General features: G+C 64.0%; 12 protein-coding genes and 1 riboswitch. Of the genes, 3 read left to right on the forward strand and 9 right to left on the reverse strand.

Annotated elements, in window-relative coordinates; all coding sequences use genetic code 11:
* Positions 1-39: 39 nt before the first annotated feature.
* The 3 genes from dxs to KSS94_RS02965 all read right to left on the reverse strand — a co-directional run bounded on the left by dxs (position 40) and on the right by KSS94_RS02965 (position 3,238).
* Positions 40-1,935, reverse strand: a complete 1,896-nt coding sequence (dxs, locus tag KSS94_RS02955; protein WP_217841576.1) for a 1-deoxy-D-xylulose-5-phosphate synthase — start codon at positions 1,933-1,935, stop codon at positions 40-42.
* A 176-nt stretch (positions 1,936-2,111) separates the two neighbouring features.
* Entirely contained in the window at positions 2,112-2,999 is an 888-nt protein-coding gene (ispA, locus tag KSS94_RS02960) for a (2E,6E)-farnesyl diphosphate synthase (protein WP_217841577.1), read from the reverse strand.
* A complete protein-coding gene (locus tag KSS94_RS02965) occupies positions 2,996-3,238 on the reverse strand; it encodes an exodeoxyribonuclease VII small subunit (RefSeq protein ID WP_217841578.1) in 243 nt (80 codons plus the stop codon). The genes ispA and KSS94_RS02965 overlap by 4 nt, the downstream gene beginning before the upstream one ends.
* Before the next feature lie 240 nt (positions 3,239-3,478).
* Between KSS94_RS02965 and KSS94_RS02970 the strand changes: the two genes are divergently transcribed.
* Genes KSS94_RS02970 through KSS94_RS02980 form a run of 3 tightly spaced genes read left to right on the forward strand, consistent with a single transcriptional unit; the run spans position 3,479 to position 7,224 of the window.
* Positions 3,479-4,882: an MBOAT family O-acyltransferase gene (locus KSS94_RS02970; protein ID WP_217841579.1), complete on the forward strand. Its 1,404-nt coding sequence runs from the start codon at positions 3,479-3,481 to the stop codon at positions 4,880-4,882.
* Entirely contained in the window at positions 4,869-6,032 is a 1,164-nt protein-coding gene (locus tag KSS94_RS02975; RefSeq protein WP_217841580.1) for an SGNH/GDSL hydrolase family protein, read from the forward strand. The genes KSS94_RS02970 and KSS94_RS02975 overlap by 14 nt, the downstream gene beginning before the upstream one ends.
* Position 6,033: 1 nt before the next feature.
* Positions 6,034-7,224, forward strand: a complete 1,191-nt coding sequence (locus KSS94_RS02980) for an SGNH/GDSL hydrolase family protein (RefSeq protein ID WP_217841581.1) — start codon at positions 6,034-6,036, stop codon at positions 7,222-7,224.
* A gap of 24 nt (positions 7,225-7,248) precedes the next feature.
* Here KSS94_RS02980 and KSS94_RS02985 read toward each other — a convergent pair whose 3' ends face one another.
* The 6 genes from KSS94_RS02985 to KSS94_RS03010 form a co-directional block, all read right to left on the reverse strand.
* Complete coding sequence (locus tag KSS94_RS02985) at positions 7,249-7,737, reverse strand: hypothetical protein (RefSeq protein ID WP_217841582.1); 489 nt, start codon at positions 7,735-7,737, stop codon at positions 7,249-7,251.
* A gap of 70 nt (positions 7,738-7,807) precedes the next feature.
* Positions 7,808-8,431 (reverse strand): hypothetical protein, encoded by a 624-nt coding sequence (locus KSS94_RS02990; protein WP_225935832.1) that lies wholly within the window; start codon positions 8,429-8,431, stop codon positions 7,808-7,810.
* The gene (locus tag KSS94_RS02995) at positions 8,413-8,898 is read right to left on the reverse strand and encodes a hypothetical protein (RefSeq protein WP_217841583.1); all 486 of its coding nucleotides are present in this window, start codon (positions 8,896-8,898) and stop codon (positions 8,413-8,415) included. The genes KSS94_RS02990 and KSS94_RS02995 overlap by 19 nt, the downstream gene beginning before the upstream one ends.
* Positions 8,899-8,968: 70 nt before the next feature.
* Complete coding sequence (locus tag KSS94_RS03000; protein WP_217841584.1) at positions 8,969-10,231, reverse strand: PAAR domain-containing protein; 1,263 nt, start codon at positions 10,229-10,231, stop codon at positions 8,969-8,971.
* A gap of 320 nt (positions 10,232-10,551) precedes the next feature.
* Positions 10,552-11,202, reverse strand: a complete 651-nt coding sequence (ribB, locus tag KSS94_RS03005) for a 3,4-dihydroxy-2-butanone-4-phosphate synthase (RefSeq protein ID WP_217841585.1) — start codon at positions 11,200-11,202, stop codon at positions 10,552-10,554.
* An 80-nt stretch (positions 11,203-11,282) separates the two neighbouring features.
* Positions 11,283-11,424, reverse strand: a riboswitch (FMN riboswitch).
* Positions 11,425-11,486: 62 nt separating this feature from the next.
* Positions 11,487-12,590: an alpha/beta hydrolase gene (locus KSS94_RS03010; RefSeq protein ID WP_217841586.1), complete on the reverse strand. Its 1,104-nt coding sequence runs from the start codon at positions 12,588-12,590 to the stop codon at positions 11,487-11,489.
* Positions 12,591-12,653: the final 63 nt, after the last annotated feature.

The raw sequence follows: 12,653 nt of genomic DNA on the forward strand, positions 1-12,653 counted from the left end.
GGTGTCCCGTGTAGGAGCCGGCTTGCCGGCGATAGGGCCTTACAGGCCGAGCTTGACGATACGCGCCTGGACCGCAGCCTCGATACCTGCTGCATCCAACCCGCACTCGGCGAGCATCTGCGCAGGCTTGGCGTGCTCGACGTAGATATCCGGCAGGCCCAGGTGCAGCAGCGGCTTGGTCACCGCCTCGCGGGCGAGGAACTCACCCACCGCAGCGCCGGCGCCGCCCATGATGGCGTTCTCTTCGACGGTCACCAGCAGTTCATGGCGGGCGGCCATTTCCAGCACCAGGGCTTCGTCCAGCGGCTTGACGAAGCGCATGTCGACCACCGTGGCGTCGAGCTTCTCTGCCACCTGCAGCGCTTCGGCCAGTTGCACGCCGAACACCAGCAGGGCGACCTTGCTGCCCTGGCGGCGTACCACGCCCTTGCCGATTTCCAGCGGTTCGAGGTCGCCGCTGATCGGTGCGTTGGGGCCGGTGCCGCGCGGGTAGCGCACGGCCGCCGGGCCCTTGTAGAGGTGGCCGGTGCTGAGCATCTTGCGCAGCTCGTTTTCGTCGCTCGGGGTCATCACCAGCATGCCGGGGATGCAGCGTAGGTACGACAGGTCGTAGGCACCGGCGTGGGTCGGGCCGTCTTCGCCCACCAGGCCTGCGCGGTCGATGGCGAACAACACGTCCAGGTCCTGCACCGCCACGTCGTGGATCAGCTGGTCATAGGCGCGCTGCAGGAAGGTGGAGTAGATCGCCACCACCGGCTTGGCGCCTTCGCAGGCCATGCCTGCGGCCAGAGTCACCGCGTGCTGCTCGGCGATGGCGACGTCGAAGTAACGCTCGGGGTAGCGTTCGCTGAATTCGATCAGGTCCGAGCCTTCCTTCATCGCCGGGGTGATGCCCACCAGGCGGTTGTCGGCGGCAGCCATGTCGCACAGCCACTGGCCGAACACCGAGGCGTACTTCGGCCCGCTGGCTTTTTTCGGTGCCACCGGCTTGTCGGCCGGCTCCAGCTTGGTGATGGCGTGGTAGCCGATCGGGTCGACCTCGGCCGGGGCGAAGCCCTTGCCCTTCTTGGTGACCACGTGCAGGAACTGCGGGCCCTTGAGGTCACGCATGTTGCGCAGGGTGGCGATCAGCGTCGGCAGGTCGTGGCCGTCGATCGGGCCGATGTAGTTCCAGCCGAGCTCTTCGAACAGGGTGCCGGGCACCAGCATGCCCTTGGCGTACTCTTCGGTGCGCCGGGCGATTTCCCAGGCGCCGGGCAGGCGCGACAGCACTTTCTTGCTGCCTTCGCGCATGCTCGCGTAGGTGCGGCTGGAGAGAATCTTGGCCAGGTAGTTGGACAGCCCGCCGACGTTGCGTGAGATCGACATGTCGTTGTCATTCAGAATGACCAGCATGTCGGCATTCACTTCTTGCGCATGGTTCAGCGCTTCGAAGGCCATGCCGGCGGTCAGCGCGCCGTCGCCGATCACGGCGATCGACTTGCGCGCCTCGTTCTGCAGGCGGGCGGCAATGGCCATGCCTAACGCTGCGCTGATCGAGGTGCTGGAATGGCCGACGCCGAAGGTGTCGTACTCGCTCTCGCTGCGCCGTGGGAAGGCAGCGATGCCGTCCTTCTGGCGCAGGCTGAGCATGCGCTCGCGGCGCCCGGTGAGGATCTTGTGCGGGTAGGCCTGGTGGCCAACGTCCCACACCAGCCGGTCATCCGGGGTGTCGAATACATAGTGCAGGGCAATCGTCAGCTCGATGACGCCCAGGCCTGCACCAAAATGCCCACCGGTCTGACCAACGGTATAGAGCAGCTCCTGGCGCAGCTCGTCAGCCAGGGTCTCCAGGTCGGCTTCAGCCAGGCGGCGCAGGCCGGCTGGCGTATCGGCGCGGTCCAGCAACGGCGTGACCGGGCGTTCGCGGGGGATCTCTTGAAACGTCGTGGGCATCAGGCGAGTCGTTATAGGTTTGAAGACGCGGCAGTTTACCCCATTGTGGGAAAAGCTGCCCATTCAGGCGGGTGTGCGAGACGTTATCCGTGGGAGCGGGCTTGCCCCGCGATGGCGTCGGTGGCCCTGACATCGCATCGCGGGGCAAGCCCGCTCCCACGCTACCCAGGCAGGGCTTAGTGGCGGCGTTCGACGATATACCGGGCCAGTGCCCGCAGCGGTTCAGCGTGCTCGCCAAAGCCCTGCAACGCCGCCAGCGCCTGGTCGCGCAGCTCGATTGCATAGGCCTTGGCCGCATCCAGCCCGAGCAGCGCCGGGTAGGTCGGTTTGTCGCGGGCAATGTCGGCGCCCTGGCGCTTGCCCAGGGTGGCGGTATCGCTTTCTACATCGAGAATGTCGTCCTGCACCTGGAACGCCAGGCCGATGGCCTGTGCATAAGTCTGCAGGGCGTCCAGCTGGGCCTGATCGGCGCGGCCGCTGGCCAGTGCGCCCAGGCGCACGCTGGCCTCGATCAGCGCGCCGGTCTTGTGCCGGTGCATGAATTCGAGGGCCTTCTGGTCGAGCTTGAGGCCCACCGAGCCCAGGTCGATGGCCTGGCCGCCGACCATGCCAGCCGGGCCTGCGGCCTTGGCCAGGGCCTGGACCATGGCCAGGCGCAGGGCGTCCGGCTGCGGGCTCAGGCGCGGGTCGAGCAGGGCGCTGAAGGCCAGGCTCTGCAGGCCGTCGCCGGCCAGAATGGCGCAGGCTTCGTCAAAGGCCTTGTGGGTGGTCGGCTGGCCGCGGCGCAGGTCGTCGTCGTCCATGGCCGGCAGGTCGTCGTGCACCAGCGAGTAGGCGTGGATCAGCTCCACCGCGCAGGCGGCGCCGTTGGCCTGCTCGGCCGGCGCGCCCAGGGCTTCGCAGGCGGCGTAGGCGAGCAGCGGGCGCACCCGCTTGCCGCCGTTCATCACGCTGTAGCGCATGGCGGCGTAAAGGCGTTCGAGCTCTTTGGACGGCGCCTGGAACAGCGGTTCGAGGGCGGCGTCGACCCGCGCCTGGCAGCTGGCCTGGTACGCGCTGATCATGCCTCGGGCTCCGCGTCGAATGGCTGGGCAGCCAGTTCGCCGTCACGCTCCAGCAAAATTTGCACCTTCTGCTCGGCCTGGGCCAGGGCGCCCTGGCAATCGCGGGTCAGGGCGATGCCTTGCTCGAAGGCGGCCAGCGAGTCTTCCAGCGACAGTTCGCCGTTCTCCAGGCGCTCGACCAGGGTTTGCAGGTCGGCGAGGGATTGTTCGAAATCGATGGAGGTTTTTTTGCGGGCCATGGCGACTGTCTCGGTGGCGTTCAGAACGGCGCGACACTAGCAGAGCGGGGCAGGGGGAGCAAATCAGCGCGGCTTTCGTCTTATTTTGTTGCATTTGAGGCGTGAGTGCTGGCTTGCAAATGTTGCTGTGTTGCGATTGTGAGGGGGTGGGCCCTCTGCCATAATCCGCGCGCTTGCGCCTGCGGCCCCCGTGCCGGCAGGCTTCACCCCCCTCCTCGATGTCACGTAACGGACTACGTTGTGAGCTTCCTTTCGATCGAATTCGGCCTCTGTTTCACGCTGTTCTTCATTCTTTACTGGAGCCTGTGCTGGAGTGTGCGGCTACAGAACCTGCTGTTGCTGGCGGCCAGCTATGCCCTGGTGGCCAGCTTCAGCCTGCAATCGCTGTGCATCCTGCTGGGCTACAGCGCGCTGGTGTACCTGCTCGGGCTGCTGGCCGGGCGCTACCCGGGGCGCTGGTTCATCAGTGGGTTGCTGCTGACGCTGGTGCTGGGCTGCTTCTACCTGTTCAAGTACCAGGTGTTCTTCGTCGAAGGGGCGCAGAACGCCCTGGCGGCGGCCGGGCTAAACGTTTCGTTGCCGCTGCTGGAAGTGCTGGTGCCCATCGGCCTGTCGTTCTATGCCTTCCACTCGGTCAGCTACCTGGTGTCGATCAACCGCGGCGAACTGAAACCGGTCGGCCCGCTGGACCTGGCGCTGTACCTGGCGTTCTTCCCAAGCCTGGTGGCGGGCCCGGTGAACCGCGCGCTGCACATGCTGGCGCAGATCCGCCCCGAGGGCCTGCGCCAGGTGCTGGAGCCGCAGCGGGCCATGGGGCTGATCGCCCTGGCAGTGGTCAAGCTGTTCTTCCTCAGTGCCTGGCTGGGCAGCGAGTGGGTTGACCCGGTGTTCGACACCCCGGGCGGTTACACCCCCGAGCAGGTGCTGCTGAGCGTGTACGGCTACAGCTTCCTGATCTATTTCAACTTCAGCGGCTACACCAACCTGGTCACCGGCATCGCCCTGTTGCTGGGCTTTCGCCTGCCGGAGAACTTCAACGCGCCCTATGCCGCACACAACCTCAAGGAATTCTGGGGGCGTTGGCATATCAGCCTGTCGCGGTTCATCCGTGATTACGTGTACATCCCGCTAGGCGGCAATCGCCAGGGCGTATGGCGCGGCAACCTGAACATGCTGCTGGCGATGCTGGTGTCCGGCCTGTGGCACGGGGCGAGCCTGAACTTCATCATCTGGGGCGCGCTGCATGGCGTGGGCCTGGCCGTCTCCAAGCTGTTCGCGCAGCTGCTGCCAGGCTTTGCGCGCATGCCCGGGGCCGGCCTGCTGGCGCGCTTGATGACCTTCCACTACGTGGCCTTTGCCTGGATTTTCTTCCGCAGCTCCACCCTCGATGGCGCCCTGGAAATGCTCGGTGACATCGCCGAGTTGAGCCTGGCCGGCCTGAACAGCGCCACCGGCCTGATGCTGCTGGCCTGCGTGCTGTTCGTGGCCAGCTACCCGCAGTGGCTGGTGCTGCTGCGTCAGGGCTTTGCCGCCAGCCAGCGATTGCCGTGGCAGTTGTACCCGATCCCGCTGGGGATCGGCGTGTCGCTGGTGATCTTCGCTTCGCAATCGGGTGTGCCGGGGTTCATCTATGCAAGCTTCTGATAGCAAACAGCTGTTCCAGGTGCAGTTGGGGGCGCTGCGTGCGCTGTACGCCATTGTGGTGACCACTGCGCTGCTGTTCTGGCTGAACCAGGACTCGATCAAGCTCTACTGCCAGCAGAAATACCACCAGGGCTGCGAGATCCCGTTGCTCGGGCAACTGCCGGCCTGGCGCTATGGCGCGCAGCTGACCCTGGCCCTGGAAGAGGGCCGTGACAGTTTTGTCGAGCGCCTGCGCCAGGCGCCGCTGCTGGCCAGCGCACCGGCACCGCAAGTGCTGCCCGAGCCTGCGCCGGTGGTCACGGTCAACCTGGAAACCCCGGCCGCGCTGGCCAGGCCGTTGCCGGTGGCCGCGGTGGTCGAGCCGGTACATGCCGTAGAGCCTGTGCACGTACCCGTTCATGTGCCGCCGCCAGCACCTGTACATGCCGAGCCCGTGCAGCCTGCGGTCGTGACCCAGCCGGTGCAGCCTGCGGTGCTGCAGCCGGGCACGGTGGCCGCGCTGGCCACGGGCGACGAAGTGTTCCTGGTGGGCGATTCGCTGATGCAGGGGGTGGCTCCGCACCTGGCCAACAGCCTGCGCAAGCGCTACCAGATCCGCACCGTCAACCTGAGCAAACAGAGCACCGGCCTCGCTTACCCGGGCTTCTTCAACTGGCCGAAAACCGTCGCTGACACCTTGCAGCACGAACCGAACATCCGCCTGATGGTGGTGTTCCTTGGCCCCAACGACCCCTGGGACATGCCCCAGGGCAAAGGCAAGCCGTTCCTGCGCTTCAAGTCGCCGGACTGGGAGCTGGCCTACCGCGCGCGCATCGACTCGATCCTCGACCAGGCCCGGGCACATAACGTGCAAGTGCTGTGGGTCGGCCCGCCGAACATGGAGAAGACGCGGCTGTCTGCGGCCATGAACTACCTGAGCGGCTTGTACCAGGAGCAGACCGTGCTGTATGGCCAGCACTATGTGTCGGCCAACCCGATCCTCGGCTATGCCGACGACGCCTTCTCGTACACGATGCAGACGCCTGAGGGCAAACGGGTCAAGGTGCGGGTCGACGACGGCATTCATTTCACCATCACGGGCCAGAAGCTGATCGCCGAACAGGTCATGTCGCTGATCAGCTTCCCGGGCCTGACCGTTACAGGACATTGAGATGCGCCAATGGCATCACCTGCTGGGCCTGGCCCTGCTGATCAGCGCCGCCGGGTGCAGCACCGGCGCCACCAGCGCCGCCGCCCAGCCTGCGGCGCGCAAGGCGCCCGCGCCCGCCGCCAAACAGGACGGCAACCTGGCCGTGCTCGCCGGCAAGCTGCGCAATGCCAACCGCGCGCCGGTGGCGATCGTCCAGCTGGGCGACTCGCACACCGCTGCCGACCTGTTCAGCGGCGAGCTGCGCCGCCTGCTGCAGGCCCGCTACGGTGACGGCGGCATCGGCCTGGTGCCGGCCTCGCCGGTGCCGGGCATCCGCAACGACCGGGTGATCATCAAGAGCGAGAAGCGCCAGTGGGAGCTGGTGTCGGCGCGCAACCAGCAAAGCAGCCAGTTCCCCTTGGGCGGCTACCTGTCGTTGCCCCAGGCCAACCGCTCAAGCGTGGTGTTGCAGGCGCGTGACGAAGACCGCCAGCGCTACAAGATCTCGGCGTTGTATCAGTCCACCAGCAACGCTGCGCTGCTGGCCAACGGCGGCCAGCGCCGCCCGCTGGCCATCAGCAACGGCCAGTGGCGCTTCAGCCCGGCGTTCGCCAATGTCGGCCTGCCGGTGCAGTTGAGCGTCGAAGGTGGCCGTGGCATCGCCTTGGGGGGCTGGTACATTCAGGGGCAGAAAAACGCCGGGGTGACCTACTCGACCCTGGGCATCAATGGCGCGCGCCTGGAAGTGGTGGACAAGTGGCAGCCCGGTTGGCAGGACAGCCTCAAGGCGGTCAAGCCGGACCTGGTGATCCTCGCCTACGGCACCAACGAGGCGTTCGACGACAAGCTCGACCTGGCGCTGTACCAGTCGCAGCTGGACGCCACCCTGACGCGCCTGCGCCAGGACCTGCCGCGCACGGCAATCCTGCTGGTGGGCCCGCCGGACTCGATCAAGCAGCGCAAGGCGCGCACCTGCGCCGCGCGCCAGCCGCAACCGCTGGCTTCGGTTATTCGCATCCAGAGGCAGGTGGCGCAAAAGCACAAGGCGCTGTTCTGGGACTGGCAGGGGTTCATGGGCGGGCCATGCGCGATCGCCGGCTGGCAGGCCAGCGGGCTGGCGCGGCCGGACCTGGTGCACCTGACTGCCGATGGTTACCGCAAGAGTGCGGCGGGGTTGTATGAGTACCTGAAGGGGCCGTTGGGGTTGCGTTGAGGTGCCTGCTCGCGGTGCATTGCTTCACTGGGGTGTGGGGCAGCTTTTCAGGGCTGCCTCCAGACTTTTCGCGTAATTCATGTAGGTGTGCGGGTCGTAATAGAGAGCACGGATGCTGAAACTGGATGTTCCATCATATTCAATGTATTGCATCACCCTGAGCGCCCAAGTTTTGTTTGCGTGATGTGTTATCAGGTCGAATTCGTGGATGCGCAGTTCACTGTCCTCACTGAGCCCTGAGGAATGGTAGCGCAAATCCTTGTACCACTCGGGATCAGCCGTAACGAATCGGATTGCCGTTTTCGCCGGCTCAATGTCTTCTCTGCGAAGGTCATACATGTCGTCAATCGTCAGCATGCCGACTTTCTGGATTTCAGGGATTGGAACCGCCAACGGTTGTCGACTGATCAGAAGACCATTGCTGCAGTCATATACCCATTTTCCGGTTTTAACGTGGTCATCAGCGTAAATGACTACTCCGTTTCCCAAGTCTTGTTTATAAACGTTTGTCATGACTTGAACTCCATGTTGGATGCCATATAACAGCACGAGAAAAGTGATTGCGATGCAAAGCAGGTGTCGGCTATTCGGGTAGAAACGCATGATGCCCTTGTGGTACGCCTATAGGTGTTTCGCCGGAGGTCACGGGGTGGATAGCGCCCATGGCTTGATACGTAAAGTTAAAATTTTTATGACTTTTAGCACGTTCTTTTTCCAGCAATTTCCATTTCTTGCACCACGCCTGTCCTGGGGCTGCGTTATCACTCAGTCCACAAAACTTGCCCAACTGGCGCTCTTTAAACGACCCCCAAGTGTTCTTGTAGTCCGACCGACGAATGTACGCACGCACCTTGACGCGTAAATGATCGGCCAGCAACTGCGCCAGGCTCTGGTTGGTCTGTGGATAGAACTGGATGCCATCCTCGATCGGAAACTCCGAACGATTGCCCATCCCGGTCCGACACGCGTAGCTGTCGACCTGCGCCGAACGTGCGAACGCCTGGGGCGAGATCTGTTCGTAGTTCAACACATTGAGCGCCATGTTGTGGTCGCTGGTTAACTGGTAACCGAAGGCGATCCGATGCGGCACGCCGTGGCTGAACAGCGACAGATGCTCGATGGGGGACTCGGTCCGATCCTTGCCCCGGTTCAGGTAATCGACCAGCTCTTGGTCGCTGGATGGGTATTTTACTGGGGAACGGGGCAACTTCTGGCAGCGGCTTGGAGGGCTTTTGCGTAGTCCACGTAAGTATCAGGATTGTACGGCTCGGCATCGACCATGAAACTGTATTCACCGCCATACAGGACCTGCTGTACCACCCTCAAAGCCCACGTGCGTCCTTCATGCTCTGTCAGCAAGTCAAATAGATGAGCGCTCACCGTACTGCTCTCGCCAAGTACTGAGTACAAGTAGCGCAGATGCTTGTACCAGTCCTGCTTTGCAGTCGCAGCCCTGATTGCAGCTTTCGCCAGTTCTTGTTCTGAAGCATCCAGATAAATGTCGCCGATCGTAAGCTGATTGGCCTGTTCCAAATCTGCAATTGGAGCGGGCAGCGGCCGCCGGCTGATCAAACGTGAATATTTGCAGTCGTAAACCCACTGACCACTCTTCACATATTCATCGGCGTAGATAACTACACCGTTGCCACGGTCTTTTTTATACACGCTCGTCATGAGCTTTACTCCATGGTTGACTGCAAGCAGTATCAGGGGAGATGCGACTATCAGGAAAATCCAGAAGCCTTTATTTCGGTAAAAACTCAAAGTGCCCCCCAGGTACGCCAATCGGTGTGTCGCCCGACATCACAGAATGGATGGCCCCCATCGTCTGGTACGTATAATCGTGGCTGGCATCATTCAAGTCACGTTCCGCTGCCAGGCGCTTCCATTTTTTGCACCATGCTTCTCCGGGTGCTGCGTTATCGCTTAGCCCACACAACTTACCGAATTGACGCTCCTCGAACGACCCCCAGGTGTTCTTGTAGTCCGACCGACGAATGTAGGCACGCACCTTGACGCGTAAATGATCGGCCAGCAACTGCGCCAGGCTCTGGTTGGTCTGTGGATAGAACTGGATACCATCCTCGATCGGAAACTCCGAACGATTGCCCATCCCGGTCCGACACGCGTAGCTGTCGACCTGCGCCGAACGTGCGAACGCCTGGGGCGAGATCTGTTCGTAGTTCAACACATTGAGCGCCATGTTGTAGTCGCTGGTTAACTGGTAACCGAAGGCGATCCGATGCGGGACGCCGTGGCTGAACAGCGACAGATGCTCGATGGGGGACTCGGTCCGATCCTTGCCCCGGTTCAGGTAATCGACCAGCTCCTGAAAGGTACTGACTTTCACCAGTTCAGCACCGTAAGCGTCGGCAGATTCGCCCGCTGCATAGAGCATCTTTTCGTTGTAAGACGGTGTGAACACGATCAGCGTCCGCGCAGTGTCAGGCTTGCTGCGCCTGAATTCGGCCAGCTCACGCACGGCCTGGGCGATGAACATCATCTTGTTGCCCGAGCCCTCGTCGTGCTGGCTGCCAGCGACGGCGATCAACTCAGGCGTCAATGGCGCCGCCGAGGCGCTGCCGCCCGGACTGACCAGAGCCCTGGCCAGCAAGGCGCGGTGCTGCAGGTCCGGGTCGGCCAGCAGTTCGGCCAGGCGCGCGTCATCCACCGAACCGTCCGGGCGAATCGCGCCGAGCTTGGCGAAGTCGATGATCACCTGGGTTGCACCACCCGCGAACTGCATGCCACCAAAGACGTCCGGGCTGCCGCTGATAATGCTGCCGCCGTGGCTGGTCGGGGCGCCCAGGTAGGCCATTGGCCGGTATTCGACCGTGATGCTGGGGAAGCCTGCGGTGATGACCGCGCCGCAGCCACAGACATCGCCGACGCGGGCGATACCCAGCGAGTTGACCAATGTGTTGGGTGCGGCCGAGACGATGGGCGAGGTGCCGTGGCCGGGGATGGGGCAGGCGTGCAGGTCGCCAAGCCGAGCGATAGGGATCATGCCGTTCCTTGGTATCGAAGCATCGGAAAGGGCCACGGCCAGGCCGCGGACGGGCTCCTGATCAGCGCGCCGAGCGGCTGTGCTCTGCGCCTGAGAGGGCGAGCGAAGACGGTATCCCTGGGGGGATTTCCGCTACAACGCGGCCATTTCTGATAGATACGTAGGAAGGTTCTGAAACGTTTTTTGGATTGAAATATTGGGTATCAGCTTGCAAAGCTTACCGCAGGCTTCGCCAGTCCCCACAAGATCAACTGCGACATGATCACCGTGCATGCTGGCGGCAGCCTGTAATAGGGGCCGCGCAGCGGCCCCTGAGAGGCTCAGGCCGGCTCTGCCTGCAGCGCCTCCTGCGCCTGGCGATAGCGCGCCAGTTCCTCGATGGTCAGCACAGGCAGGTTGTACTGCCGGGCATACACCGCCACCTCTTCACCCCGGGCCATGCTGCCGTCGGGGTTCATCAGCTCGCACAGCACCGCCGCCGGGCGCAGGCCGGCCAGGCGCGCCAGGTCCACCGAGCCTTCGGTGTGGCCGCGGCGGGCCAGCACGCCGCCGTCGCGGGCGCGCAGCGGGAATACATGCCCGGGGCTGACGATGTGGCGCTGCTCGGCGGTGGAGCGCAGCGCCGCCTCGATGGTGGTGATGCGGTCACGGGCCGATACGCCGGTACTCACGCCTTCGGCGGCTTCGATGGTGACGGTGAAGCCGGTGCCATGGCGGGCCTGGTTGTTCTGCACCATCGGCGCCAGTTGCAGGGCGTCGACCGTGGCTTCGTCCAGGCACAGGCAGACGATGCCGCTGCAGTCGCGGATCATCATGGCCATGGTTTCAAGCGAGAGGTTTTCGGCGGCGGCGACGATGTCGGCTTCGTCCTCGCGGTCGTCGTCGTCGAGCAGCAGCACCGGGCGCCCGGCCTGGAAGGCGGCGATGGCGGCAGTGACGTTGGGGTATTGCGAGTTGAACGGGGTAGGCATGAAACGCTCCTCGTGAATGATCGATGAACGTCTCGGGGCGAACACAATGCGCGCGCAGGGGCGCCCGGGCGGCCCCTGCCAAACGCCTTCTTTCATCCGGACTATGACCGTCGGCTCTGGAGTCGCACCAGATCTGCTGACCCCCGGCATGGCCGGGGCGCTCGCGGGCTCATCTTTCGATTTACCGCCGGTGGGGACTTTCACCCCGCCCTGAAGACCGCGCAAGCATACCCCGGAATGCCATCAACGGGGCAAGCCTGGCGTGTGCGACCTAAGTCGCAGCCTCAGATTCCCAGGGCGAAACGTACATAGCCCGGGTAGGCGCTTTCCCAGTCATCCTGGAAGGTGTGGCCCTCGGCATGTTCGTGGCTCTGCACCTGGTTGCCCTCGGCGAAAGCCTGCTCGGTGGCGCTGGCCATTGCCAGGTTGCCCTTGCCTTCCTGGGCGCCGTGCAGCACCACCACGCGCTTGCCCCTGGCCTGGTGCTCGGTGAACGGCATGTCGAAGCCGCCGGGGGACACGATCAGGGCGCCGCTGTATTGCTGCGGGTAGCTGGCCAGCAGGTGGGCGGCATGCTGTGCCCCCTGGGAAAAACCCATCAGGGCGACTCTGCTGCGGTCGATGGGGGTGTTGCTGGCCAATTTTTTCAGGGCGGCGTCGATGGCCTTGGCGGTCGGCTCCACCGAGCGCGGTTCCCACATGAAGCTGTGGTCATTGCGCTTGAGGGTGCCGTTCAGTGCCACCAGCACCGCCTTGTCACCCACCAGCTCGGCGCGCATGTCGGTACCGCTGCTGCCTTCGGTGCCATAGCCCGACAGCCACACCAGCACCGGCCAGCCGCCGGCCGGGGCCTTGCCCTTGGGGATGCTGAACGCGGCAAGGCCTGCGTCCTTGGCGTGCTTGGCGTAGTTCTTCTCGGCGGCCTCGAGCAGTTTGCGGTACTGCGGGTACTTGCGCATCTGCACCAGCTCGTAGTCCTCCTTCATGATCAGCACCTGCCAGAAGCCGCGTTCGCGGGCCTGGTCCAGGTAGTCCACGGCGAACTCGGGGCTGTCCAGGGCCGACAGGGCGGCGGCAGCCTGGTAGGAGGCGAAGGCATTGTTCGGGTCGAGGCGGGCAGCGGTGAGGTAGAAGGCCGCGGCGCCGGCGTAGTTGTGGTGTTTGCTCTTTTCCTCGTCGCCGGCTTCGAGGAATTCGGCCGGACTGGCGCCGTTGAGGTACAGGTCGGCCATGCTGCCCAGGCCTTGCCAGCGGCCTTCGCTGATGGCTTCGGCGCGGGCCTTGTCGGCGTCTTTGCCGGTGTCGGTTTCATCCGCCGGCGCCAGCGGGGCGAAGAGGGCGGCCAGCAGGCCGAGGGTGCGCAGGGGCGCAGCGGTCATGAGCGACATGTCCGAGAGTCCTTTTTCGGTGATGTCCGGCCATCGTTGGCCGAAGCGGGAGCGGATTCTAAT

The sequence above is a fragment of the Pseudomonas fakonensis genome, from assembly GCF_019139895.1.
Classification (GTDB): Bacteria; Pseudomonadota; Gammaproteobacteria; order Pseudomonadales; family Pseudomonadaceae; genus Aquipseudomonas; species Aquipseudomonas fakonensis.

Bases quoted from the DNA above. Each gene is read 5' to 3' on its own strand.
- dxs (WP_217841576.1), bottom strand. From the start codon at position 1,935: ATGCCCACGACGTTTCAAGAGATCCCCCGCGAACGCCCGGTCACGCCG.
- ispA (WP_217841577.1), bottom strand. From the start codon at position 2,999: ATGATCAGCGCGTACCAGGCCAGCTGCCAGGCGCGGGTCGACGCCGCC.
- KSS94_RS02965 (WP_217841578.1), bottom strand. From the start codon at position 3,238: ATGGCCCGCAAAAAAACCTCCATCGATTTCGAACAATCCCTCGCCGAC.
- KSS94_RS02975 (WP_217841580.1), top strand. From the start codon at position 4,869: ATGCAAGCTTCTGATAGCAAACAGCTGTTCCAGGTGCAGTTGGGGGCG.
- KSS94_RS02980 (WP_217841581.1), top strand. From the start codon at position 6,034: ATGCGCCAATGGCATCACCTGCTGGGCCTGGCCCTGCTGATCAGCGCC.
- KSS94_RS02985 (WP_217841582.1), bottom strand. From the start codon at position 7,737: ATGACAAACGTTTATAAACAAGACTTGGGAAACGGAGTAGTCATTTAC.
- KSS94_RS02995 (WP_217841583.1), bottom strand. From the start codon at position 8,898: ATGACGAGCGTGTATAAAAAAGACCGTGGCAACGGTGTAGTTATCTAC.
- KSS94_RS03000 (WP_217841584.1), bottom strand. From the start codon at position 10,231: ATGATCCCTATCGCTCGGCTTGGCGACCTGCACGCCTGCCCCATCCCC.
- ribB (WP_217841585.1), bottom strand. From the start codon at position 11,202: ATGCCTACCCCGTTCAACTCGCAATACCCCAACGTCACTGCCGCCATC.
- KSS94_RS03010 (WP_217841586.1), bottom strand. From the start codon at position 12,590: ATGTCGCTCATGACCGCTGCGCCCCTGCGCACCCTCGGCCTGCTGGCC.